This window comes from Paenibacillus baimaensis (assembly GCF_025567575.1).
Genome location: NZ_JAOQIO010000124.1, coordinates 145,693 through 169,773 on the forward strand (window position 1 = coordinate 145,693; position 24,081 = coordinate 169,773).

22 protein-coding genes are annotated in these 24,081 nt (G+C 45.6%); 1 reads left to right on the top strand and 21 read right to left on the bottom strand.

The features are described from left to right. Positions 1-116 precede the first annotated feature (116 nt). The gene (xerS, locus tag OB236_RS37055; protein ID WP_262688519.1) at positions 117-1,196 is read left to right on the top strand and encodes a tyrosine recombinase XerS; all 1,080 of its coding nucleotides are present in this window, start codon (positions 117-119) and stop codon (positions 1,194-1,196) included. Between the two features lie 53 nt (positions 1,197-1,249). Here xerS and OB236_RS37060 read toward each other — a convergent pair whose 3' ends face one another. The 21 genes from OB236_RS37060 to OB236_RS37160 all read right to left on the bottom strand — a co-directional run bounded on the left by OB236_RS37060 (position 1,250) and on the right by OB236_RS37160 (position 24,065). Beyond that, positions 1,250-2,461: a hypothetical protein gene (locus OB236_RS37060; RefSeq protein ID WP_262688520.1), complete on the bottom strand. Its 1,212-nt coding sequence runs from the start codon at positions 2,459-2,461 to the stop codon at positions 1,250-1,252. Between the two features lie 110 nt (positions 2,462-2,571). Then, positions 2,572-4,134, bottom strand: coding sequence for a response regulator (locus OB236_RS37065; protein WP_262688521.1), 1,563 nt, complete (start codon positions 4,132-4,134; stop codon positions 2,572-2,574). 27 nt (positions 4,135-4,161) lie between these two features. Next, positions 4,162-5,901, bottom strand: a complete 1,740-nt coding sequence (locus OB236_RS37070) for a cache domain-containing sensor histidine kinase (protein WP_262688522.1) — start codon at positions 5,899-5,901, stop codon at positions 4,162-4,164. Positions 5,902-5,923: 22 nt separating this feature from the next. Next, the gene (locus tag OB236_RS37075; protein WP_262688523.1) at positions 5,924-6,757 is read right to left on the bottom strand and encodes a carbohydrate ABC transporter permease; all 834 of its coding nucleotides are present in this window, start codon (positions 6,755-6,757) and stop codon (positions 5,924-5,926) included. After that, positions 6,747-7,640 carry a carbohydrate ABC transporter permease gene (locus OB236_RS37080; protein ID WP_262688524.1) on the bottom strand — a complete coding sequence of 298 codons (894 nt, stop codon included), beginning with the start codon at positions 7,638-7,640 and terminating at the stop codon, positions 6,747-6,749. Before OB236_RS37080 ends, OB236_RS37075 begins: the two co-directional genes overlap by 11 nt. 37 nt (positions 7,641-7,677) lie before the next feature. Beyond that, positions 7,678-8,997 (bottom strand): ABC transporter substrate-binding protein, encoded by a 1,320-nt coding sequence (locus OB236_RS37085; protein WP_262688525.1) that lies wholly within the window; start codon positions 8,995-8,997, stop codon positions 7,678-7,680. Between the two features lie 190 nt (positions 8,998-9,187). Further along, positions 9,188-10,171: a Gfo/Idh/MocA family protein gene (locus OB236_RS37090; RefSeq protein ID WP_262688526.1), complete on the bottom strand. Its 984-nt coding sequence runs from the start codon at positions 10,169-10,171 to the stop codon at positions 9,188-9,190. A 223-nt stretch (positions 10,172-10,394) separates the two neighbouring features. After that, positions 10,395-12,380, bottom strand: coding sequence for a non-ribosomal peptide synthetase (locus OB236_RS37095; RefSeq protein ID WP_262688527.1), 1,986 nt, complete (start codon positions 12,378-12,380; stop codon positions 10,395-10,397). Further along, positions 12,377-13,273: a hypothetical protein gene (locus OB236_RS37100; protein ID WP_262688528.1), complete on the bottom strand. Its 897-nt coding sequence runs from the start codon at positions 13,271-13,273 to the stop codon at positions 12,377-12,379. The genes OB236_RS37095 and OB236_RS37100 overlap by 4 nt, the downstream gene beginning before the upstream one ends. Continuing rightward, positions 13,270-13,545, bottom strand: coding sequence for an acyl carrier protein (locus OB236_RS37105; protein WP_262688529.1), 276 nt, complete (start codon positions 13,543-13,545; stop codon positions 13,270-13,272). The genes OB236_RS37100 and OB236_RS37105 overlap by 4 nt, the downstream gene beginning before the upstream one ends. A 54-nt stretch (positions 13,546-13,599) precedes the next feature. Then, positions 13,600-14,586 carry a phosphotransferase enzyme family protein gene (locus OB236_RS37110; RefSeq protein ID WP_262688530.1) on the bottom strand — a complete coding sequence of 329 codons (987 nt, stop codon included), beginning with the start codon at positions 14,584-14,586 and terminating at the stop codon, positions 13,600-13,602. A gap of 1 nt (position 14,587) precedes the next feature. Further along, positions 14,588-15,622 carry a hypothetical protein gene (locus OB236_RS37115; protein WP_262688531.1) on the bottom strand — a complete coding sequence of 345 codons (1,035 nt, stop codon included), beginning with the start codon at positions 15,620-15,622 and terminating at the stop codon, positions 14,588-14,590. A gap of 12 nt (positions 15,623-15,634) precedes the next feature. Beyond that, positions 15,635-16,642 carry a hypothetical protein gene (locus OB236_RS37120; RefSeq protein WP_262688532.1) on the bottom strand — a complete coding sequence of 336 codons (1,008 nt, stop codon included), beginning with the start codon at positions 16,640-16,642 and terminating at the stop codon, positions 15,635-15,637. 32 nt (positions 16,643-16,674) lie between these two features. After that, on the bottom strand, positions 16,675-17,742 hold the full coding sequence (locus tag OB236_RS37125) for an LLM class flavin-dependent oxidoreductase (protein ID WP_262688533.1): 1,068 nt from the start codon (positions 17,740-17,742) through the stop codon (positions 16,675-16,677). A gap of 17 nt (positions 17,743-17,759) precedes the next feature. Further along, positions 17,760-18,035, bottom strand: coding sequence for a phosphopantetheine-binding protein (locus tag OB236_RS37130; protein WP_262688534.1), 276 nt, complete (start codon positions 18,033-18,035; stop codon positions 17,760-17,762). A 223-nt stretch (positions 18,036-18,258) separates the two neighbouring features. After that, positions 18,259-19,524, bottom strand: coding sequence for a UDP-glucose dehydrogenase family protein (locus OB236_RS37135; RefSeq protein WP_262688535.1), 1,266 nt, complete (start codon positions 19,522-19,524; stop codon positions 18,259-18,261). After that, positions 19,521-20,615: an NAD-dependent epimerase/dehydratase family protein gene (locus OB236_RS37140; protein WP_262688536.1), complete on the bottom strand. Its 1,095-nt coding sequence runs from the start codon at positions 20,613-20,615 to the stop codon at positions 19,521-19,523. The genes OB236_RS37135 and OB236_RS37140 overlap by 4 nt, the downstream gene beginning before the upstream one ends. Beyond that, positions 20,615-21,424 carry a glucose-1-phosphate cytidylyltransferase gene (gene rfbF, locus OB236_RS37145; RefSeq protein ID WP_262688537.1) on the bottom strand — a complete coding sequence of 270 codons (810 nt, stop codon included), beginning with the start codon at positions 21,422-21,424 and terminating at the stop codon, positions 20,615-20,617. Before rfbF ends, OB236_RS37140 begins: the two co-directional genes overlap by 1 nt. 39 nt (positions 21,425-21,463) lie before the next feature. After that, positions 21,464-22,264, bottom strand: coding sequence for an ABC transporter permease (locus OB236_RS37150; protein WP_240418568.1), 801 nt, complete (start codon positions 22,262-22,264; stop codon positions 21,464-21,466). A gap of 9 nt (positions 22,265-22,273) precedes the next feature. Then, on the bottom strand, positions 22,274-23,083 hold the full coding sequence (locus OB236_RS37155) for an ABC transporter permease (RefSeq protein WP_262688538.1): 810 nt from the start codon (positions 23,081-23,083) through the stop codon (positions 22,274-22,276). Beyond that, the gene (locus OB236_RS37160) at positions 23,058-24,065 is read right to left on the bottom strand and encodes an ABC transporter ATP-binding protein (RefSeq protein WP_262688539.1); all 1,008 of its coding nucleotides are present in this window, start codon (positions 24,063-24,065) and stop codon (positions 23,058-23,060) included. Before OB236_RS37160 ends, OB236_RS37155 begins: the two co-directional genes overlap by 26 nt. Positions 24,066-24,081 lie beyond the last annotated feature (16 nt).

Here is a 24,081-nt window from a genome sequence, read left to right on the forward strand (position 1 = left end):
GCGTGTTTGTTAATAAACAGCTGGATTCAGGACGGCAGAGACTGATTCCGATTTGCAATATCTTCTCTCTGTACTATACTTAAACGTATCTGTACATAAATTTGAGGTGCTTACTAATGAATATTTTGAAAGTAAAAGACCGTCAGGAGCTGGATAAAAAAATACCTACGATGCCTTGGTACGTAGAGAAATTTATCAATTTCAAGCTTCCAGACCTCTCCCCTTCCTCACTGCTGGAGTATGTGCGGGATTATGAAACCTTTTTCTCGTGGATGCTTGCGGAAGGTCTGGCTGAAGCCGATTCGATGAAACAGTTACCGATTGAAGCACTGGAGAAGCTGCATATGGAAAGCATCGATAACTTCCGGATGTTTTTGATGACCCGTACCGAGCATACGAACAGCCGCGTTACGATTTCGCGCAAGCTGTCCTCGCTTCGTTCGTTATTTCATTATTTAAGTCAAATCGCCGAGGACGAAGAGTTTTATCCTCTGCTAAAGAGAAATGTGATGGCCAAAGTCGAGATCAAGCGGACCCATAAACCGAAGGATACGGCAGCCAAGCTTGAAGGCAAGCTGCTGCAGGAGCAGGAAATACATGAATTCATAGCATTTGTTGAGCATGGGTATGGTGAAGAGGTTGCTGGGAATAAGCAGGCCCTGTACTCCTACCACATCAACAAGGTTCGTGATGCCTGCATTATCAGACTGGTGCTGAACTCGGGTCTTCGTGTCTCGGAGGTTGTTAATCTGAACGCCGACGATATCGATCTTAAGAAAAAGCTTGCTTATGTATACCGCAAGGGCTCTAACGATGACACTTTCAAAACGCCAGTATATTTTCGTCAGGATGCAACTGAGAATCTTATGGCCTATATGGACATGCGGCAGACGCAGTATAAAGCTCCACGTAAAGAAAAAGCCCTCTTTCTTGCCATTGCAAACGGCAAAAAAGAAGGGGAACGGATGACCAAGCGAGCCATTCAGGAAATGGTCATTAAATATGCCAAACGGTTCGGCAAGCCTTATTTGTCAGTTCATAAGCTGCGGCATTCATTTGCTACCGATTATTACCTACGAAACGATTTATACAAAACTCAGGAGCAGCTGGGACACGCTTCGCCGGAAACTACACAGATTTACGCCCATTTGACTGATAAAACGATGGCGCAAGCGATTGATAATGAGAAAGAATGAGACCATGTAGACAGCCCTGAGAATCCATGTGAACGACTACTTACCTAGCATGCTTATCTCTTCACCCATTCATTACCATTTAGACCGATAAAATGATACCAGACGGCACTCTGTCCTGTGTCCCACTTCTCAAACGCGTGTACGGCTTGTGGGCTATAGAAACCTTTGGCATGAGCTGTTTTGTCTTCAATAGGATGGTCAAAGGTTTGATCCTCCAAGGTCAATTGTAGCTCTTCATCTGTAGGCACGATCCCGATAGGACGTTCTAATAAAGCTCGCTCTGGATTCACCCATTTGTCTCCCTGAGGTGTCTTTACTTGCTTCCATTGCTCCCCTGAAGCTTCGAAGGCTTCGTACTCCCCAGGCTGAAGCCAATAAATCATACTATTATCTAAAGTAGGCTTTTCAAAATAACGGGTTTGGACTGGCAATCGGACAGTTTCCTGAACAGGCTTATAAGAAATGACTGCTTGATTGCGGGGAGCTACCCAACGATCACCTTGCGGCAGCTGGAATTTATACCACAGCTCTCCACCTGGACCCAGGAAGCCATGAGTATCCCATGTCCCCACTATTGGCAAGGTTTGCGGCAGCAAGGGCTCAGCAGCGGCTTCGATACGATAAGGATATGGATATGCCGTTTCCGCTGCTTCCAGCTTCAGATCAAACGAAATCGGTGTTACATGAATATCCTCAACCAACGTTGGTTTCAGCAGCCATTTATCCCCGAGCCATGTATGTATCCGATACCAGCTGCCACCACCACCCAAAAAAGACATGGCATTAGTGCCCCGTAATTGCGAATACGTAATAGAAGCATCGGATTGCAGCCTTTGTGGAGCTAACTTTAAACCGTTTGGCAGCGTATTAGGCTGATCATACAAATAAGTGTCAAAAATCGTCGTAATCCATCGTTCCTCCTCATGCAATAATCCGTTCATTACCCGATCATCTGCACGTATCCACATGTTGCCCAGCCACGTGGTCTCAATTAAATACCAAGTAATATCAACAGGCGCATCCGGTCTCCACTCTCGATCAACGTCAACAACCTTCACCGATTGCAGCGGGCCCAGGCTTGCCAAAGCTTCCTTGGGATTGTTGTAGTCCTTGTACAACTCCGTGTCTGCCACAATTGTAATGTACTGGGGCTTTACGTTGATCACTGCCCCTGCAGGGCTTGGGGAATTAGAAAATGCCAGCAAACATATTCCCGTAGTTACAACAAATCGTATAAAAAAAGAACCTCGGGCAGAAAAATTCATTATTCACACTCCTCGTCAACTTTATTACATAAACGGTAGTCATATCCAATAAGTTGCGAGAAGTACCAATAATTTACTTAAATTTCACAAAATATAATGTAGTTATTCCCCTATATATCGGGATGACCCAATCCCTTTCGTTGATATTCTGAGGGAGAAACACCTTTTTGCTTCTTGAACACTTGTGTAAAATATTTATAATCCCGAAAGCCGACATTCCAGCTAATTTCATACAGAGCCGCAGTGGACTTGGCTTGCAGCTGCCTCGACGCCTCCTCGATCCGAATTCGATTCAGAAATGCCGTATACGAAACGCCCATTTCCTGCTTGAATTTATGGCTAAAATAGTTGGGAGACTGTTGAATATATGCTGCCACTTCTTTTACAGAAATATCTTCATGAAAATGATCGTGCATATAGCTGATTGCCTTGGCTACGCCTTTCATATTCGGGAATCGTTGAACATATTGTACTTGCTCATAAGAAATCCGATACAGCTGGAGCACATAGCTGCGAAAACCTTCAATCGATTCGATCTGCTCCAATGAATGATCACGATTCCACTCTGCATGGTTAGGCTGGATAGAAACACCTGGCATTCGTTTCAGCTCCTGCTCAGCAATCCAAGCATATTGTCTGCATATCCCACGTACTTCCCCCAGCAGCCGGTTCCGTTCTAGCAAGAACACGTCGAATTCCCTGTTGATGCAGCTTTGTAAAGAGGCGAAGGAAGGCTCATGGAATCCTCTTGAGAGTTCATCCTCTGGCGGTGTATAGGTTCTACTCCGTACTTCTTTCCGGTCAGGAACCTCGTAATAATAATACATGGTCCGGGGGCCACCGTATAACCTCAATTGAATAGCTTCCAGCGCCTGCTCATATAATCTGGGGAGATGCGCTATTCCTTCTTCGTTGCTGATGCCTATCGTCATGCTAATATGGCAATGCTCCAGCAGCACCGTTTGAACCTGCTTCCACCATTTCTCCAGCTCAAAAGCACGGTTGTCCGAGTTCATAATCAGCATATAGTCCCTGGAAGAAAGCCTATGTATCATCCCTGGTATTTTGTGAGCTTCTGTATCTAACAATTGTTGAATTCTTTCTTGATGATGAGTAAGAACGTCTCCAAGCACCGCATCCGCTTGCAAGTAACAAATCCGAAGCGGAATCCCAGGCTTCCACTTGATATTGAGAGTAAGCAGCTCTAATATATTCGGTGTCTCTGTGAATGTGTTGCTTACAATATCCCGAACAAGGCGTTCACTCCAATATTCATGGTACCAGGTGACCTGACTTTTTTCTTTGTCGATCGTTTCGATAGCCTTCTTGACCAGATTGAGCAATCGTTTTATATTGACAGGTTTTAACTCATAATCGATGACCCCATATTGAAGAGCTTCCTTGGCATACTCAAATTCGGAATAACCACTCAAAATAATAAACTTGCAGGAAGACGATAAGTCTCTCACAGATTTGATCAATGCCAGACCGTCCATCCTCGGCATCCTAATATCCGTGATAATGATTTCGGGATTGTGCTGCTTGAAGAGCTGCAGCGCGGTAACCCCATTGTCCGCAATATACACCTCATTCAACCCCAATGATTTCCAATTCATACCTTCCTGCAAACCCGTTCGAATTTGAATTTCATCATCGACAATAAGCATTTTCATAACGTATGTATCACCTCGATTATATGCCTATACGCCATCGTGTCTTAAAACTGCCGGAAGTACAATTACTACCTTCGTCCCTATGCCAAGCTCACTGCTAAAAAGAATCCCAAATTCAGGTCCATACTTCAACTGTAGACGGCTGTGTATATTTTTAAGCGCATAACTTGAATGTGACTCCTCACCGTCAAACAGCCTGCGGATACGGTTCTCATCTGCCCCGATTCCATTATCCTCTACACAAATTCGGGTAAAAGCCGCCTCCTGTACAATCGAAATACGGATGAAGCCTTGCTCAATCCTATCCGCAAAGCCATGCTTGATTGAGTTCTCAACCAATGGCTGTAAAATAAAATGCGGGCACTCGTACTGAAGCATGTGCTCCTCAACTTGTACCTCGAACTCATAAATGTGATTGAACCGGAAATTGAGAATGATCATATAATTGCGCACATGCTCTACCTCTTGCTCAATCGTGGTGATTTGATGCTCCTGGGTTAACGAATATCTGAACATGTTGGAGAGCACCTCCAGCTGATCGGCAACTGAATCCACCTGATGCCTGATAGCTACCCAACGAATGGATTCAAGCGTGTTATACAAAAAATGAGGATTAATTTGCATGCTCAGCATTTGCAGCCGGGCTTCCTTTTCCTTTAATTGACTGTGATACACTTTATCAATCAGATCTTTAAGCTCCAAGCCCATGGCTCTAAAATGAAACACCAGTTGTCCGATTTCATCCTTTTGTTGCACATCGAGCTTAATTTCCAGATTGCCGCGCTTAACTTTATCCATTTCGCGCTTCAGCAGCTTGATGGGTCGAATAATGCGGTTGTTTTGGATAACGGAGAAAATAATCCCAAACAGCAAACAGATCGACAGTGCGACAACAATCAATATCCCGAGAAACTTCTGCGGTTCATTAATTTGCGAGTCTGGAACCACTTTGATCACATGCCAACCTGGATTTGGCAGCTTATAATAAAATACAGAAACTTTTTCCCCATTGATCGTAGAGCGAAAATTCCCCTCAATGCCAGACATAACCTGCTGAACATAGGGCAGCTGTCCGATATGGTTTCCGATCTCACTTTTGTTCTTGGAAGACACGATTTGCCCATTGCCGTCGATAATAACCATTCCGTCATTTTGCCACGCATCATTCTCTGTGTAAGCCTGCTCCAGCGCTTGTTCGGGGATGGTTAATATTTCAACAGAAATAACAACAAATAAATTAAGATCATTAACGGCTCTAAACAAAGAGACGACATATTCATTTTCATTCGGATTTTGATAGGAATGCAGCTTATAGGTGCCGGTCCATACCGGAACTCCTTTTTGTTGGATCGCTTGCTGGAGTAAATCCTGGTTAACCTCATTCTCATAGTAACCGAACCGGTAAATCGGCTTCGTATTGTTTATAAGGAGAAAAGAGTGCAGGTAAGGCTGCACTCTAATTTCCTGCTGCAAAAAATAATTGAGACCATTCGTACGCACTACGAATTCATACGGATAAGATTGCTCGTTCAAGTTCGATAACTGCTGGACATCTTCATTGCCCAACAACTTATCAGATAAATATTCTGTATTGGAGACGATTTGATTCAAGCGAAACTCGGTTTGCTTAAAAGATTGAAAGACGGCCTCTCTCGACTTGGAACCGATAATATCGGACGAAATCGCGAGGATTAAGAAGGACGCTGCCATTAAGGGAAGGATAACAAGCACAAACAAATACACAAAAAATTTGGTTTGGATAGACATGGTTTATATTCTCCAATTGGTATCACCCTTTTACTGCACCGCTCGTTAATCCTCTTACAAAATACTTTTGTGAACATAAAAATATGACAACGAGCGGAACCATGACAATACATATGGCCGCGGAAAGCGGTCCCCAATCTGTGCCCATCTGCGTTTGAAAAGCAATAATGCCAAGTGGAATGGTTCGAAATACCGAAGCTGACATGGAAACGGTTGTCCAGAGCAGCTCTCCCCATAACCCAAAATTCAAAATAGCCACCGTCAATAGTGTAGGAATCATGATCGGTACGATCACTTTTACAAAAACGAGCATATCGTTCGCCCCGTCGACCTTGGCTGCTTCAAGCAGCTCGTTCGGAATGGATTGAAAGAAATTACGCAATATAAACGTTGCCGTGGGCACCCCCCATCCAATAAACGGAAAAATAAGCGTATAAGCTTCATTTAACAGCCTAAGCTTACTCATCATGATATAGAACGGCATAATGATCGATTCAGATGGAAACATCGTTGGAATGAGAATGAACAGCATCAGGAACTCCGCCTTGGGAATACGTAATCTCGCCAAAGCATATCCTGCCAATGAGGCAAATAGCACGATGCCGATAATGGAAATCGATACAACATAGGTACTGTTTAATAAATAGCGTCCGATCCCGCCGTCAATGAGTGCCTTCGAATAATTAAACCACTCGATACGTACCGGCAGTGCCCATATATTCTGAAGAAACTGCTGTGTGGATTTAAAAGATGTCATCAATACAAAGAGCAGCGGGAATAACGTGAGCAGCGTCAATAGCAGAACGGTAACTCTGGGTATCCAGACGATGGCTGTGGTTTCCCTATTAATATTCATACGTCTCTCCCCCTAGTAACCGTCTCGCTATAAGTACAGTCAACAGCAATATTCCTGTAAACAAGGCTCCCATCGATGCTGCATAACCGAATTCATTGTAATTGAATGCAGTATCGACCATATACAAGGATACTGTCTTCGACATTGTCCCTGGACCGCCGTTCGTTAAAATTCTCACCGAGTCGTAAGTTCGGAAGGCTGTGATCAAGGACAGCACCACGCACAATTGGATAATTGGCTTAAGTAATGGAAGCACAATGAGTATGAATTGACGCATGTATCCGATACCATCCATTCTGCTTGCTTCAAATATGGACTTCGGTATAAGCTGCATGGCCGTGAAACAGAGCATCATCGTAATGCCCATATTCTTATACACGTCTACAAGTACAATACTTGGCAGGACGGTTTCCGGTTCACCCAACCATACCCGCGTCAAATGCTCCAAGCCAATCGCTTCCAGTGCTTGATTCAATACGCCTTCAGGACTATAAATAAAAGTAAACAAAATCGCAATAATCGTTGTCGGAACCATCGAGGGAGTGAAAAGAGCAAATCGGTAGAACGCTCCCTCTTTATTCCCCAACTGGTAGATCAGGGCTGCCAGCATAATGCCGATAACGACAGAAAACAAGGTGATAAAAATGCCCAGGAAAGTTGTATTATAAAAGCTAATAAGAGCAGTACGGTCAGCAAAAATATGAATGTAATTATCGAATCCAATCCAGTTTCTCGTTAGAAACCCATCCCACTCCTGGAAAGACAAAATCAAGTTCCATATGAAAGGAACATAGGAAACAAACAGGATCAGGAACAAGACAGGAGCCAAAAATACAAATCCAAGGACTGTACTGCCGAGTAAATTACCTTTACGGTTGTTCATCCATGTTTCTCTCCATTATCTAAACTTAGCTATGTTGTCACTTCTTTTTAAGTGCTTCTTGACGTAAGGCTTCCAGATCGCTAATAATTTCTTTGAAATCGGAGCCCTTCAGGAAAAGTTTAGGTAAAAGCTGGTTCCTGAAATATTCATCGATCTTGCTATCCACATAGGTGAATCCCGGCGGGTTGGTAATCGCATGCTTATACAAAGCACCAATCTGAGTAACTATAGGATTCGTATACTTAACATTCAAGTTGGAAACCAGGAAGCCCGCATCCGCATGAATTTGCATATATTCCTGGCTGGTCAGTTTTTTGATAATTTCGACTGCAGCTTCTTTGTTGGCTGCGTTCGCCGGAATCATAAATCCGTCCGCACTGCCTGTGTAAGCCAGCTTGTTGCCCATGGTCGGAACCGGTAAAGCAACGACTTTAAATTTCGAATTCGTTGTTACTGTTGCCGCAAGTGAGGAGGCTTCGCCAATCATAGCTACTTTACCTTGGTAGAAAGCGGATTGCTCCTCGTCACGCTTAATCGTCAAAGCGCCCTTACCCGGGTACCAGTAATCGTTATCATTTAATTTTTTCAGGTTTTCAAGCATCTTGGTAAACATAGGGTCTGCGATTGGAATTTGCAGCTTTGATAATTCATCCAGCTTGTTCTGTGCTTCCCCAATGCTTTGTAAACCTTCCCGCGGTAAAATGATGGCTTGATCGTTAGCTGCACCGAACGGATATACGCCGGTCTTCTCCTTGATTTGCTTCAAGGTATCCAGGAATTGCTCCCAGTTCCAGTTGTCCGGAATTTTAACTCCAGCTTTATCCAGAAGATCCTGGTTGGCGTAGATGAGTGGGAATACACCACTGATCGGAACACCATAAGTTTGCGAGCCATACTTGCCAGTGTCCAGCATGGAGGTAAATTGCTTTCTCCATTCGCCACCGTTCGCATCCAAATACGGTGTTAAATCGGTTACCATCTTGGAGTCAATCATTGTCTTCAAATTGTTGGGCCAATACGCATAAATATCTGCCGGCTGTCCGGAAGCGATACCTGTCTTAACGACTTTTTCCAGGTTACCCCAATCCACCGGAATCGTTTGAATATCGTATTTGCCTTTGAAATCTGCTTTCAGCTTTTCAAGCATGGGGACAAAAGAAGGAAATTCTTTAATGTCACCGTAAAGCACTACTTTTTTGGGAGCTCCACTCGTGGAGCCTTCGGGCGGCTTGGCCGCATCCGGTTTCTTTGCGGTGTCCGATGTACCCGTAGCGGAATTACCAGAATCTTTCGCACATCCAACTAATGCGGTCATGGACATGAGAAACACTGAAAAGACTAACAACCCTTTTTTCAAATCGAATACCCCCAGCTTATTGATATCGCCATTACCGATTCTTTATTATTGTAAGGGTTTTCTTTTTGAAGCAGTAGGTGACAAAACTTCGATAAGTTCGATAATTCTACGAATGAAGATTGGTATGAAAAGAGCCCTTAGCAATTACACCAGGGGCTTCTCCATAATAACCGATAACGACTCCAATCATTTATTCAGACGGATATTTCATTCCCCATCCACCGCGAAGCGCATCCATTGTTCTCATAATGCCTAACGATTCATCCAGCGGCATAATGTCGCTTTCAATTTTTCCTTCTCGAAGACAACGCATCGCTTCGGCTGCTTCATACATGTAACCTATCGGTGCAGCGCAATCCTCAAAGCGCTCTACCTGTTTTCCGTACACGGATAATTCCGCTGTTTTGGCATTCCAGAATGACGGCACTCGAATTTCACCTTCCGTTCCGGAAATAATGGTTTCGTGCTTTGTTTTTATACGAAGTGCCGCCATCAGGTTGGCTGTTTGTCTTCCCTCATAGCCAAATAAAGCTGAAAATTCTTCATCCACGCCAGTTGTCCCGATATGAGCCAGACTTTGAATGGTAGAAGGCTGCGTGCCATATATCATCGAGATAAAAGATACACAATAAATGCCGACATCCAATAAAGTCCCTCCAGCGAGCTTCGGGTTAAACAGTCTACTTTCCGGTATCCATTCAGCACGATTACCGAATCTTACATCAACCATACGTACGTCCCCGATTGCTCCGCTCGCCAGCCATTCCCTCACTTTATGAATCGTCGGTAAAAACCGCGTCCACATAGCCTCCATAAGGAATACCTGCTTCTCGCGGGCAACTTGGATCAGTTCCTCCAATTCGGCTGCATTCACTGTGAACGACTTCTCACAAATTACGGCTTTACCACCCAATAGGCAAGCTAACACGTTCTCTCTGTGCTCAGAGTGCGGAGTTGCCACATAGATGATGTCCACATTCGGATCCTGAATAAGTGCTTCATAGCTGCCATAAGCATTCGGGATGTTGTGCTTCAACGCGAATTCAGCTGCTCGTTCCTCGGATCGTGAACCCACAGCGACGATCTGCGCTTCCGGAAGATGCGCCAAATCTTTGGCAAATGCATTTGCGATACGGCCTGGACCAAGAATCCCCCATTTGATCTTTTGATTCATGGATAAACACCTCGTTTTATAAAATTAGTCATGCTTCAACCTATTCTGTAAGCGGTCATGGTAGTAAATGATTTGAGTAGTTAGCTTAAAGATTAAATTAATTATAGTCCATATTAATTTTAAGCACAATATATCAATTTAATAAGCTGTTCAAATAAATACGATGAATGGACAAACCTAAATAAAGGATAACCACAAGGCTATCCTCCAAACGTACAAACTATCACTTTCCTATCATTTCAACTAATGCCTGCTTGTTGATCTTGCCACTCAGGTTTACAGGGAATTGAGCAATCTCAATGAATTTGCTGGGAAGAATGCCTGGGAAAATGTACTGCAATAAATGTTCTCTGAGCTGTGTGGTGGTGACAGGCTCCGTTGTCGTATAGTAGGCTAATAATTTTCTGTTACTGCCACTATTACCTATACCCAGCACACAGGCATCATGAATAGAGGAATGCGTCATTAGGTGCTTGCGAATGGTTTCGGGGTGCACCAGAATACCGTTGATTTTAAGCTGATCATCAATTCTGCCGCCATAATCGACTCTTCCATCCTCCAGCCATCTTCCCATGTCTCCTGTTCGGTACAGAAGTTGACCGGATTCATACGGATTCACGATGAATCTCTCTTGCGTCAGCTCCTCGCGGTTCAGGTATCCTGCAGCCAATCCGTCTCCTGCTATGCAAATTTCTCCCCATACGCCAACCGGGCAAAGCTGCAGCCACCGATTCAACACATAGATCCTCGTATTGGCAATCGGCCTGCCTAAAGTCACTCTATCTTCCTCAACATCCGAGGCCAGAGCGTCCACTGTCGCCTCTGTCGGGCCGTAATGATTGTAAAGCTTATAACCCCTTTGAATGATGCGGTCCTTAAGCTCCCGTTCCAGAATATCTCCACCTGTGATGACGACTCGAACACTCTCCAATTGATCATCGTCTGCAATCAGTGGCAGCAAGGTAGGTACGAGCGGTAAGATGTGCACCTGGTGCTTATCGATAAAATTGCGAAAAGCTGCCTTATGGAGCAGCAATTCGCTTCTTATAAGAATCACGGTTCCACCGTTAAGTAAAGGTCCGAATATCGATTCCACCGAAGCGTCAAAGGTCAGGTTGGCGGACTGAAGCGTTCGAGTATTACTCGTGATGTGGTATTTCGTACCTAACCAGCAGCAGAAGTTAACGACTCCCTGATGCCCTACCATGACTCCTTTGGGGGTGCCTGTCGTTCCTGAGGTGTAGATGACATAAGCCAGATCAGAAGCACGGCCTTTCGCTAAAAGGTTGGTTCCATTACTATTTTCAATTTCATAAGACATCGGATCGTAAGGATTAAGCAGCTCGACACCTATAGAATCGGACAAGGATTGCGTCACAGCGATGCAGGTTCCACTATCTGCCAATATCATACGGGTAAGTGCTTCTGGTGACCGAACGTCAATAGGCAAATACGCTGCACCCGATTTCAATATCGCCAGAAGCCCAATGATCATCTCCAAAGTACGATCTGCTGTAATGGCCACAATGCTGCCCCGTCCTGCCCCCCTACTTCGCAGCTTAATTGCCAATTGTGTCGATTTCCCATCCAGCTCCGCATAGCTGATGCTCTCTTTGTTGCATACCACCGCAATCTGTTCAGGATAAGCAGCCGCCTGCATCCCAAAACGACTGTGAATTGTTTGATCCTTCGCATAATCAGTTCGAGTTTGATTAAAAGCATAGAGCAGCTGTAAACGCTCTTCGGGCACAACCATATCTATATCCTTGATTGGTGTCTCTTCATCACGAAGCAGGGCTTCATAAACCTTCATCAAATGCCCCTTAAAACGATCAGCTGATATTTCGCTATGCAAATGCCAGTTCTGCTGCCTATCGATGTCCATGATGATCTCAAGCTCACTCTTCCAGGGAACCTCCAATTCTGAAACCGAGAAAGCTTCGGTGTTCCGAGCGAAAGTAACAGATACACCATTGACTGCTTCATAGGGAGCTATAGCTTCACGCAGCTTCTCTTTCCATTCCTTGAACGTATCCTCTATACAAACCGGTATGTCTATACTAATGATAGGCTCTCCTGCAAACCCTGTGTTTTTACAGGTCCATACAGGCATATCATGTGTTGTGTGGATGAACAGTTGAAGCTGATCGGGATCATGATATTTCAACAGCACAATACCCCAAGCCATATGTAAATAAGAGAATATCATCGCAATCCCCCTCCTTGTTGATAGACAGAGGTAAGCTTTCCCTTAAATTGAATCACTGCATCCGCTAATACTTGATCTCCCTCGGCATGCTTAACAAGACGCTCCTCCAGCCGACCCCAGACCTTGTCTACGGGAAGCAGCAAACCTTTTAAGGCGAGATTGACTGTAGCTCGCCAGCCATCCATATAACTTGACACTGCCTGACGGACAGCAACCATCTCATCGTTAGGGCCGGGTGGAAGTGGGGTCACATCAAATATGCGGATCAAACCACTTAACCGATGCTGCATATGCCGGGTTCCCTTGAGAATTTCGCACTTGCGGATCGGTGGCAAAGTCGAGGCGATCAGTTGGTTAGCGAAGGAACCGAGGTGAAAAGTATCCGTCTGCAGCATCCGGCCCGTATACATCAGTGCCTGCTCCTCTGAAATCTCGCTGCACCTCGGCTCAAGGGCTTGGTAAGGCATTCTCATCGCTTCATGCGCCTGTCGCAAAGCTTTGCCAGCCATCGCACCCTGGAAGGCAGGATGATCATCGTAAATTCGGTACTCACCATTGGGCAATATTTGCTGTACCCATATATAATGTCCGGCATGCTCTTGACCGTAAAAAACCTTGGCATGCGGCAAATAAAATAAATCACAGGGAAGAAGTACCTGAAGGCCGCTCCGCAGCGCGTCGTCGATCCAGCCGCTATTGTACTGCCGTCGAATCCCATACAGCTCAAACAGCTGCCGCTCCGTCGCCAATACACGCGTCAAGTCAAAATCCACATCTACTTCCGACCATTCAGGTATAAAAGCCCATCGATCAATCATCGCTGCATAAGCATGCACCTGCGGATATAAAGCCAGCAGCTTATCGATATAGCAATCCACCCATTGCTGCTTCATAGCTCCAAAGAATCCACGTCTAATTTGGCGCAGATCCGATCAACCATATTCCGCACAGTGGCAAAATTTTCGAATAATAGCTCTTCATCATCAAAAACAATCTCAAATCTCGTTTCAAATTCAATGACAAGGTTCATGGAATTAAATGAATCCATCCCGAGACTGGCCAGATCCTTATCCAAAGTCAGAGCTTCATCCGTTTGCAATACCTCCTGCACCTTGCTGCAGACGAAATCCATAACCGAGTCCTTGTTTACAATCGTTTGGCTCATTCTATGATCCCTCTCTTTTCTTATAGCAATTATATGCTCAATATTATTTTACATTTATATCCAGTTAGTATAATCAAGCTCAATACCACCAAACAGTTTACCCATGGTGAGATCTGTTCGATACCGATTTAATGTCCATCTTTGCATCGTATTGCGATTCATTCCCTCCCACTTGCGCAGATACGTAGTATACAATAGCAGATGGCGCAGCAGCATCCAATCCGGTACGCTTTGTACCAGTGCCTTGCTTACGGTTTGATGGTGAGAATAACCCTCCAATACATGATGCATAAAATGTTTGGCAAACGACGCTTTATCTGCTGTAGAGCGATCACCATCGATAGCGTAATACATGGCGACAGCGATATCACTGGAATAATGATGATAGGCCATCCCATCAAAATCAAAAACGATCATCCTGCCCTCATGAACATGAAAGTTGCGATGATGCAGATCATTATGGATCAATCCAAACTGGTCCGGGTGCTCAGGAAGCTGCTTAAGCCTTAACAGGCAGGGATTCAAGGCTTTGCCAAGCAACGGATCAGCAGCAACCTTCAACAACGCAGCATGATATAATTCATCCTCATCCCATCGATGCCGTTTCCACTCCGGTCTGGACGGTTTATACTGTGAGGTAACCTGATGCAGCTTGCCGAGCAGTTGTCCCCACTGCTGGAACAACTCCGGTCCCCATACCTCCAGATTAGCGGGCTGCCCTTCGGCCCATTCCAATGCGTATGCCCAATAATGATCACCGATTGACTCTACATAGCTGCCGTTTAACGAGACAATCGCCCTTGCCACCGGTACGCCATGGTCCGCCGCAAAGTGGACAAAATCGATTTCCCCCAAAATGTCAGCTTCTGTCCGATGCTGCCGATCTATGATTTTGAGTACATACTGTTTTCCTCGATCAGCCCAGGCATATACGCTGCTCTCAAAGCTTTCCAATGGTATAAACCGGGTATTCGCCTCAGCGAACCTGCTGCCGGCATCAAGTATCACTTTCGCGTCAATTTGGTTGTTGGTAGTCCTCATATCAGTTTGCGTTCTCCAGATGGTCGAGCAGTTGTTCCAGAAAATCCTTCTCGTAGGCTTTAAGCTCTTCAATCCCATGAATGGCTCTGGCGATATTGCGAGGGTCCTGCACAATACGCTGCTTGACACAAAGCTGGTGAACGATCATCGTTTTTCTTAATACCTGCTCCGCCATCGCGATAAACCTGTCATCGGTCATATAATAGTTGGCAAATAAGTATTTCATCCTCTCTATCATCAATTTTTTATGATTCACCAATGTTTGCAAAGCTTTCATATGGATGATCGGTTTGTCGCTATCGCGCTCCAACTCCAAAAATTGAATCAGTAAGTCATAAGCTCTTAAGCCGAACCAGAAATCGATTCGCTTGGGATTCCTTTCCGTTACCGGCTTGGATAACAGGTGCTCTTCCAACGATCTTATAATTAATTTGATGTCAAATTCGAATATGGGCGTGTTCAGAGCCTGATACGGAAACTGGATAATTTCCAGTGTTTGGCTGGCACGCTGAGTTACCGGACCCGCATGGGCAAGCGCTTCTTGAAAGAGCTCAAAGCTGAGCGTCCGGTTTGTAGTAAAGACAGGTGGATCGCCAAAAAATCCGGCAATTCGGAACAGTCTTTGATCCCAATCATACCCATGTACCAATACATGATGGACAAGATGGTATTTAAGATAAGCATGCATGCCAGGAATATAAAATTCATCCAGCGCGATCGCCAAATACTGCTGCTTGTTCAGACAATCCACGAACAATTCGATACTGTCAGTGAACCATGACCGCAACTGATCTGTGTGTAATTTGGAGACATAAGTGTACGGCAGGCTGTGAAAATGAGAGGAAGTAGCCAGGTGAATGAAATTGCCCTTATCAAAATGCGGAACGCCGAATATATGAATATAATTGGTAACTATCCACGGCAGCGATTTGTCCTTGCGTGTCAGAATGATGGCTTGAGAAAATGCGTGAAACGAATGCACATCGATAATAGGAACCTCCAGTGGGAGGTTAACCACACGGTTATCTGTTATCATCGCGATCTCCTTTCATTGGACAGCTCTGTCCATAAAGTACTCCAGCCATTTTTCATGTGTCTGAAGCAGCGACATATATCGTTCCTGGAGCGGCTGCAGCTTATGCGGCTGTATGGACAATCCGATTTTGTACAGCTGGTATAAACTTTTTTTCCATTCAATGCGGTTGTTATGAAGCTGCAACAGCATCCCTTCCGAATCTCCGACTCGGTCCCTATGCTTCCCAATAAATTGTTCGAAGTAATCCAATTGATGCAGGATGCCACCGATTCGCAGGCAGTAATACATGTTTTTGCAGGTGTCCGTAAACTCCGCAGGCTTCATGTCAATCAACCGTGACCAATCAGCCACATAGGCTCTATAGGCCTCCAGCCCTTGATAACGTCCTTCAGGCAAATGATGTCTGTGATTAAAGCGTTTGATGCTCGCGATTGCCCTGTGATACCGTTCATCGGCATTCGAGGCGGTTTTTTGAAAAGGATCGACCTCAAACCAGGCGTATCCCCATATTCCAGCAAGCAGCTGTGACAGCGATAACGGACCTGTGTAGGATAACGTTTGTCCGAAACCATCAAGAAAGGAGGTATCCGCCACCTGTGCGACTTGATTGACTTCATCGATTCCAAATAAAAGTAAAATATGATTACGCTCTACACCATCACGAAAAACAGCATGATAATCCAAATAAGGACTGCGTATAAAAATCAGGATTATCCGATTTTCCTGTAAAATCTCGCGAAAGATGTCCAGCACCGCAACCCCGACCTCAAACGTAAATTGGGCACACAGCCCGTAGCAAGCGGCAAACTGTTGGAGGATCGTCTCCTGAGATGCAAGCCACATCGTGCTCAAATTTCCATTGTATTCGAGATTCATGCCGTCGCTTTGAAAATAAATGTCTGCCTCCGCTACCTCCATGTCCAATTCGGGACGTTCTCTGATCAACAAGTGACGCAATCCCGAAAACAAGCAGTGATGTCCGGACTGAATTGTAAAATCATTCACAATGCACATTGACATGCTGGCTTAACGACTCCTTCCACCCTTTACGCTCACTTAATGACATTGCCGACTGTTAGATGCTTGGATTGGATGGGAAGGACAACATGCGTACTGATCCGCTCCAGCTCCTGCGTGCTGATCAAGCCTGATAGTATAAAATAATTCACGCCAATCCTATGAAATCGGCTAATGGTTTGCCGTACCTCCTCGTAAGATCCGACAATGGAAAAGCCATTCGAAGTATTCAGCTGTGACAAACCTGGCCATAACGTCGACGAAGGACTCCCTTCTGCTTGTGCATGTTTGGATTGTGCATGTTTGGATTGCGAATAATAATTATGATATTTGGAAATACCGACCGAGTCACTATTGTTGCGAAACAAACGGTTCATCCTTTTTTCAAACGGGCTGGCGCTCTCCAGAAATTGATAGGCAGCCTCCCACGCTTCTTCCGTCGTTTCCCGCGCAATAATATCGATCATGATTCCACAATGCGGATTTGGATTCAGATTCGTACGAAGCTCAGGTAACCATTCACGAAAGCTTGTAAAATGCTGCTCAATTTCGTCAAGCTCATGCCCGAATACCAGATAACCATCAGCAAATTCAGCCGCAATAGCCATCGCTTCCTGCGAGCTGCCAGCCATGAACAGCCTGCCAGTCGGTACGTCCCGTTTAGGAAATAGCTCCGCATTTTGCACATCGAAGCAGTCTCCATGATAGTGAGTAATCCCGCCCTGCTGCAAACGGAGGTAAAGATCGATGAATTCTTTGGTTCGCTTATAACGTGAGGCGTGGTCACCGGCCCGGGTCATCTTTCCAAGCTCGACCTGCGAGCTGCCTGTTACAACATTCAAATCAATGCGTCCAGCTGAAATCAAGCTTAATGTGTTAAAAGCTTTGGCAGTCGTCGTTGGCAGGCAATAGCTCGTGTTCTGCGCAACGAGAATACGGATTTGCTCAGTTTCCTGCGTTAACACCGTAGCCATAATCCAGGGGTCCATATAAGAGTTGGCGTTAATCAGTAGCACCGATTGAAATCCGCCTGCTTCCGCAAACTGTGTCTGCTGTAGAATCGTCTCCAAATTACCTTCCGGCAGCATCCAGCAAAATTCCATATGCGTCACCCGCCGATTCATTTGATTTGTTGATATTTGCCGACCAGTTCCTGAATTCGGCGAAGCGTGGATACATTCTCAGTTAACAAATCATCATCATCAATTTCGATGCCATAGACGATTTCCAGCTCGACCACCAATTCAACGACAAGGATCGAGTTCAGATTGTATTCGATCAAATCATCATCAGGTTCAATCGATTCCAGCACTTCACGCTCCTGCTTAAGCACCCGCTCCAATATATCCAGAAGCTCTGTATCGTGAGTTGTCCTTGGTATGATTATGGTTAACACCTCTCTTATAGATGTAGTTCAAAAAGTCCCCTTTGATCACGAAGTTTCACTGAAAGCCTACTCGGCATCGAATCTTGCATTCAGGCTCGAAGTCCGGTGCTCATATAGGTTTGCATAAACTCTGCTCCTCCTTCTTTACAGCTTACGAAGCGAGTTTTCTACGAAAACTTTTACTTCTCGGTGCTGAAAGGCGACTCTTTGAACTTGCACGTATAGAAACTGGTCATAAATAATGCCGTCCATCGATGATCTTTTTGCCTTGATACAGGTTTTGCTTGTCTTTAAAATCCCTCCATGCCGTAACAATAGTCAGTACCTCGCTGCGATTCACAACCTCCTCTACAGAGTCCGCATACATGATGGGTAATCCGTAGGCATTGTGGAAATTTTCCATGGCCATTGGATCATAAGCTACAATCCGACTATAGCCGCGGTCCAGCAGCAGTCCAATAATATCCCTGGATACCGCACCTCGGACATCATCGCTTTCCGGTTTGAACGACAATCCAAGGATGCCAATCGTACCCTCAGGCTGGACGGACGCAGCAATTTGCTCGACAATATGCCTTTTAATATCCTCATTGACCTGCAGCACCGCTTTCAGCATCACAGCCTCATGTCCGTAATGGCCTGCATGTGCATATAAGGATAACGTGTCCTTGGGCAAACAATAACCGCCAAAACCGCAGCCAGGAAATACGTAGTCTGTCATTTTTGCGGGATGTCCCTGCCATCGCTTGTCTTCATGGAGCAGGTGAAACACCTGTGTGATATTGATATGGCCAATTCGGGCAGCGATCATCGACAATTCGTTAGCAAAGCTGATCATGGTAGCCAGCAGTGCATTGGAGGCATATTTGACAAACTCGGCGGTATGCGCGGATACACAATGGATGGGAACTCCAAAATTCGCATAAAGCTCACGTACCCGCCGTGCTCCTATAGGATCAACCTCTCCAATGATAATGCGATCCGGTTGCACAAAATCATTCCATGCCGAGCCCTCACGCAGAAATTCCGGGTTATGGGCCAAGCCTATATTTTCCCCGATCCGATAGCCCCGATTTTCCAAAAGCAGTTGGACAACATCCGTTGTCGTGGACGCTGGAACCGTCGATTTGATCACGATAACAGGGTAAGGCTTGGGCTGCGCTAGCTGCTCCAATGCATCCAGACATGCACGGACTGCACGCTGCAGATCACCCAAATCGGTTTCACCGCTCAATGAACTGGGCGTTCCAACACATATAAAAAGGGTATCGGCTTGAGCTACAGCCTCTGCCATCGTATCGCATACGATAAATCGGTCTCCGCCGTATCGCTCCAGCTGCTCCTGAAGGTGTGGCTCATGAAAAGAAATCCGCTTGCCCTTGTACAGCTCCCGCTTACGCTCATCCGCATCATAGGCAAATACTTGCTGACCTGAACGATGAGCCAGCCCCAACCCCGTCGTAAGTCCAACAAATCCCAAGCCCATAACCGCAATCATGAATGAACCTCTTCTCTTTCTTGGGCCAGAAAGGACAAATACCGTCTTACTCCCTGCTCGACATCGATTCCAGGCTGAAAGCCAAGCAGTTGTTTCGCCTTGGCTATATCAGGACATCTGCGTGATGGATTACCGGTTAAATAATCCTTTTCCAGCGATGGCTGATAGCGGATTGCACCTGAGTAGCCCCACAGCTCTAAAGCCTGTTCGCGAAAAATGCTGGCCAGCTGCAGCACCGTAATCTCCGGTCGATCCATCCCGATATTGAAGCAGTCGAATTGTTCATAGGTCAATACCTTAATGTAACCCGCAATCGCATCAGCAATATAACAAAAGGTGCGGGTAGGCGTCCCGTCTGAATGGATCACCAAATCCTCATGCGACAGCACCGCCTGGGCGAAATCCGCGGGTACTCTTTTATCCCCAACCGCCATACCCGGTCCAAAGTTATTGAACGGTCTGACGATCCGTATTGGCATCTGATACGTCTGATGATACACATAACATAGCGTTTCACCCATACGCTTCGACTCATCGTAGCAGGCACGCGGACCGAGTGAGCTCACGTTGCCCAGATAGGTTTCCGCGGTTGGAATGCTTTCCTGCACAGGATCACCATATACCTCACTGCTGGAGAAAAACAACAATCCATCCAGCGGACGATGACGGTAAAATTCCAACAGATTGTTCAGTCCCAGCACATTGGCATGAATCGTTTCAATCGGGAACTGGCGATAATAGGTAGGAGATGCGATTGACGCCATATGAATGACATAGTCCGCCCGATGTGCTGCAGGTATCGAGTCCAGCTTATCGACGGCAATATCAAAGCTGTATACCTCGATATCGGCTTCATTGCGGGAAAGCTCCTCCAGCCATGATGGTCTGCCCGAACGGAACGTATCCAGCAGGATAAGTGATCGATATTGGATTCCCTGTTGTTTCAAGTAGACGAAGTACTGCGTTAAATAAAAGCCGATAAATCCGCCGCAGCCGGTGATCACAATCGTTTTTCCTGCAAATCGGCCCGCTTTCTCTGTTTGCCCAAATATATAAGCCAGATCCTCAAGCATAATAACGTTTCCGGTCATCAAAGGCACCGCTCCTTTTCAGCATTCTGATCTCCAGCTATACGACTGGTTTTCCAAGGCACATTACCGGAAGCCCACAAGCTTTCCAAATGCTGTTTATCTCTCATCGTGTCCATGCACTCCCAGAAGCCGGTATGCCGATAAGCCATCAATTGCCCATCTTCAGCCAAGCGAGTCAACACATCGCTCTCCAGCACCTCTTCATCGCTGCTCAAATAATCAAGCACACCCGGCTCAAATACAAAAAAACCGCCATTAATCCAGCTCTCTGTATCCAGCTTTTCTTTAAAGCGCACGACCTGATCTCCCAGCAGATCGACGGTACCAAATCGCGCTCGCGGCCGTACCAGTGTCAAGGTTGCCAGCCTGCCATGCGAACGGTGGAAATCCATCAGACGCGTCATATCCACATCACTCACGCCATCACCGTACGTCACCATAAAGGTCTCCTTGTTCAACTGATCCCTTAACCGATACAAGCGTCCACCTGTCATGCTATGAAGTCCAGTATCCACGAGGTGAACAATCCAATCCCTTTCCGGCCGCTTGCTAACCTCAACAGCAGAGCTGGACATATGGATAGAAAAATCATTTTGCAAATACACGTAATTCAAAAAATACTGCTTGATAACCTCAGCCTTGTAGCCAAGTGCGACGATAAATTCCTTGAATCCGTAAGCTGCATACCCCTGCATGATGTGGCATAAAATCGGCAAGCCCCCGATCTCTACCATCGGCTTGGGCTTAAGCACGGTTTCTTCCCCCAATCGGGTACCCAGGCCGCCTGCGAACAATACGATTTTGGTCATTATGGGTCCACCCCGCTTCTTCTATCAGATAATCGGACATTAACCGCTTGCACTGGTGTAACTACGAATGGCCACGTTCCAGAGCTTACGGGAAATGAACAAAAACACAATCGGAGCCGCGATAAACCAAACCATATAGGAGATATCCAGCTTATCCATGGCATACAAGGGTGAAAAGTTGGTGATGATAAACACCGGAAACAGGAACATCCCCGCCTGCTGGATCGAACGTCCGTAGATGTTCATGGGTACATGATTCATATCCCAAATGGCCGTCGACATCTGATTAACCGCATTGGTATTGACTGTCCAGAACGAAATCAGTGAGGGAATCAGGAAAATCGCGTACTTGAGCACCACACCCACGAATATAAAAGCGATAAACCCGAACACTTTAACAGGCGTTACCGGAATCCCCATTCGACTCCAGCCGATCACGATCATCGCTATGCCGGCTACCACATTTGTAAAGGAGTATCCGAAATCGATTCTGCGCAGCGTAGCAATGAATTGCAGCGAGACCGGCTTGGTGATCAGCATATCCAGCGTGCCGTCGCGAATATGGTTGCTTAGCATCATAAAATTGGAATAAAAGAATAAGCAGTAAAACCCGGTCATCATCGTAAATGAGCCTACATACATCAGCAGCGCGTCCGGGGTGTACCCATTAATGACGACGCCTACCCGGAACGCAACCAGCACATAAATCAGCTTGATACACAAATAAGCTATCTCGATCGTATTGGCGAACAGGAAATTGATCCGATATTCCATCTGCGCAATAAAGCAGTTTTTTACGAAAATCAGGTAGATGTACCCGTATTTTTTCAACGTTTTCATGAGTCAGGTCTACCCTCCTACGGCAACATACTTTTTCATTCCAGTGTTCCACAGAATACTCGATAACAGTGCAAATACTGCAATCCACATGATCTGCATGACCAACCCTTGACCGATCTGCTCCATGGAGAGCTTGCCGCTCAGCAGTTGAATCGGAAAATACACCACATAATTGAATGGCAACATCAGCAATATCTTTTGCATGCCAGGACTGTACACATCAAGCGGAAATAGTCCTCCGCTCGCAATCGTAGCCAGCAACCCGAAGGTTTTGAACGCTCCGTTGGATTCGATAAACCAGAACGCTATCGCACTCAGACTGTAATAAATAAAAAAATTCAGCAGCAGCGAGAAGGGTACCACGCATAAGAACAGCAGTACCTGCTGACTGTGGACCGGGAACCCGAGCCACAAATTCAATACCCATACCACCACCATCGAAATCGATAAGATCGCCAGCATTTCAATCGATTTCTCGCCCAGAAAGCAGCAGATCCGATAAGCAAAATAGCCAATGGGCTTAATCAAATATTTGTTCAAGCCGCCATCCTTGATATCCCGCGCAATTTCGAACTGAAAGCCAGTCCCTATCAGCTTGGTCATCAATATCGCAAGAATAGAGTAAGCAATCAACTGATTGTAGGAATAACCGAACACCATCGATTGATTAGAGCTTGCGAACACCGCTTTCCAAAAGAAAAATTGAATAATAATCGGGAATATGCAGCTGAACAGGCTCAGGAAAAAGTTTGTGCGGTATTCCAGAACCTTTTGAACACCGAGCGAAAAGCTCTTAAGATATTTGCTCGGCATGAGCATGCTGTTCACCGCCTCTTTGATACAGCATCGCAATACCCTCTTCAATCGGAATGTCCTCAATAGTAAAATCGACAACAGGCAGATGATCGAGCACCCAGCGTGACAATCGCTTAATATCGTGCTTTTCGAACTCGATTGTGACGAGCAGGTCCTTGACCTCCTTCACATTACCGACCTGCTGAAGCGTTTGAGCATCAACGGGATGGGACAGCACCAGCTTCATAATTTTTTTATGCCCGAGAATATTGTTCACTTCGTTCAGGCTGCCATCAAAAATCACTTTACCGTGGTTAATAATAATCGTTCGTTTACACAAATCCTCAATATCATTCATGTAATGGCTGGTCAGCAAAATGGTTGTTTTCCGGTCCTGATTGTAATATTTGAAAAACTCCCTGATCTTGCGCTGCGACAAAATATCGAGACCAATGGTCGGTTCATCGAGAAACAGCACCTTCGGTTTATGAATCAGAGCGGCTATCAGCTCCATCTTCATGCGTTCACCGAGCGATAACCTGCGTACCTGTACCTTCAACAAATGCTGAACATCGAGCAGCTCCGAAAGCTCGCCCAAGGTGTCGTTGTATTGCTTGTCATCCACTTCATAAATGCATTTGTTCAAATAAAGAGATTCGTTGGCTGGCAAATCCCACCACAGCTGGTTTTTCTGACCCATAACAATCGAGAACTGCCGTTTAAAATCATTTTTACGCTCCCAAGGTGTATACCCAAGTACAGTTGCACTGCCGCCGCCCGGATACAAAATACCAGAAAGCATTTTCAGCGTAGTTGTCTTGCCTGCTCCATTAGGTCCAAGAAACCCGACAACCTCGCCTTCCTCGATTCCGAACGAAATATTGGAAACGGCATCCTTGATCAGCTTTTCTCTCCGAAACAGGTTGCTGAACGAGCTTTTCAAGCCCAATTCCTTATTGTAATAGCTGAATGATTTGGACAGCCCGTTCACTTCAATAATCATCATCAGGTCTCCTTTAGCT

What these genes read in the sequence shown, in the direction of transcription:
- OB236_RS37125 (WP_262688533.1), bottom strand. Translation starts at nt 17,742, where the DNA reads ATGGAATTTTGCTGGATGCTGCCGGAAGGTAATTTGGAGACGATTCTA.
- OB236_RS37070 (WP_262688522.1), bottom strand. Translation starts at nt 5,901, where the DNA reads ATGTCTATCCAAACCAAATTTTTTGTGTATTTGTTTGTGCTTGTTATC.
- OB236_RS37110 (WP_262688530.1), bottom strand. Translation starts at nt 14,586, where the DNA reads ATGAGGACTACCAACAACCAAATTGACGCGAAAGTGATACTTGATGCC.
- OB236_RS37095 (WP_262688527.1), bottom strand. Translation starts at nt 12,380, where the DNA reads ATGATATTCTCTTATTTACATATGGCTTGGGGTATTGTGCTGTTGAAA.
- OB236_RS37105 (WP_262688529.1), bottom strand. Translation starts at nt 13,545, where the DNA reads ATGAGCCAAACGATTGTAAACAAGGACTCGGTTATGGATTTCGTCTGC.
- OB236_RS37075 (WP_262688523.1), bottom strand. Translation starts at nt 6,757, where the DNA reads ATGAATATTAATAGGGAAACCACAGCCATCGTCTGGATACCCAGAGTT.
- OB236_RS37060 (WP_262688520.1), bottom strand. Translation starts at nt 2,461, where the DNA reads ATGAATTTTTCTGCCCGAGGTTCTTTTTTTATACGATTTGTTGTAACT.
- rfbF (WP_262688537.1), bottom strand. Translation starts at nt 21,424, where the DNA reads ATGACCAAAATCGTATTGTTCGCAGGCGGCCTGGGTACCCGATTGGGG.
- OB236_RS37155 (WP_262688538.1), bottom strand. Translation starts at nt 23,083, where the DNA reads ATGCTCATGCCGAGCAAATATCTTAAGAGCTTTTCGCTCGGTGTTCAA.
- OB236_RS37160 (WP_262688539.1), bottom strand. Translation starts at nt 24,065, where the DNA reads ATGATGATTATTGAAGTGAACGGGCTGTCCAAATCATTCAGCTATTAC.
- OB236_RS37080 (WP_262688524.1), bottom strand. Translation starts at nt 7,640, where the DNA reads ATGAACAACCGTAAAGGTAATTTACTCGGCAGTACAGTCCTTGGATTT.
- OB236_RS37115 (WP_262688531.1), bottom strand. Translation starts at nt 15,622, where the DNA reads ATGATAACAGATAACCGTGTGGTTAACCTCCCACTGGAGGTTCCTATT.
- OB236_RS37065 (WP_262688521.1), bottom strand. Translation starts at nt 4,134, where the DNA reads ATGAAAATGCTTATTGTCGATGATGAAATTCAAATTCGAACGGGTTTG.
- OB236_RS37120 (WP_262688532.1), bottom strand. Translation starts at nt 16,642, where the DNA reads ATGTCAATGTGCATTGTGAATGATTTTACAATTCAGTCCGGACATCAC.
- xerS (WP_262688519.1), top strand. Translation starts at nt 117, where the DNA reads ATGAATATTTTGAAAGTAAAAGACCGTCAGGAGCTGGATAAAAAAATA.
- OB236_RS37090 (WP_262688526.1), bottom strand. Translation starts at nt 10,171, where the DNA reads ATGAATCAAAAGATCAAATGGGGGATTCTTGGTCCAGGCCGTATCGCA.
- OB236_RS37150 (WP_240418568.1), bottom strand. Translation starts at nt 22,264, where the DNA reads ATGAAAACGTTGAAAAAATACGGGTACATCTACCTGATTTTCGTAAAA.
- OB236_RS37140 (WP_262688536.1), bottom strand. Translation starts at nt 20,615, where the DNA reads ATGACCGGAAACGTTATTATGCTTGAGGATCTGGCTTATATATTTGGG.
- OB236_RS37100 (WP_262688528.1), bottom strand. Translation starts at nt 13,273, where the DNA reads ATGAAGCAGCAATGGGTGGATTGCTATATCGATAAGCTGCTGGCTTTA.
- OB236_RS37135 (WP_262688535.1), bottom strand. Translation starts at nt 19,524, where the DNA reads ATGATTGCGGTTATGGGCTTGGGATTTGTTGGACTTACGACGGGGTTG.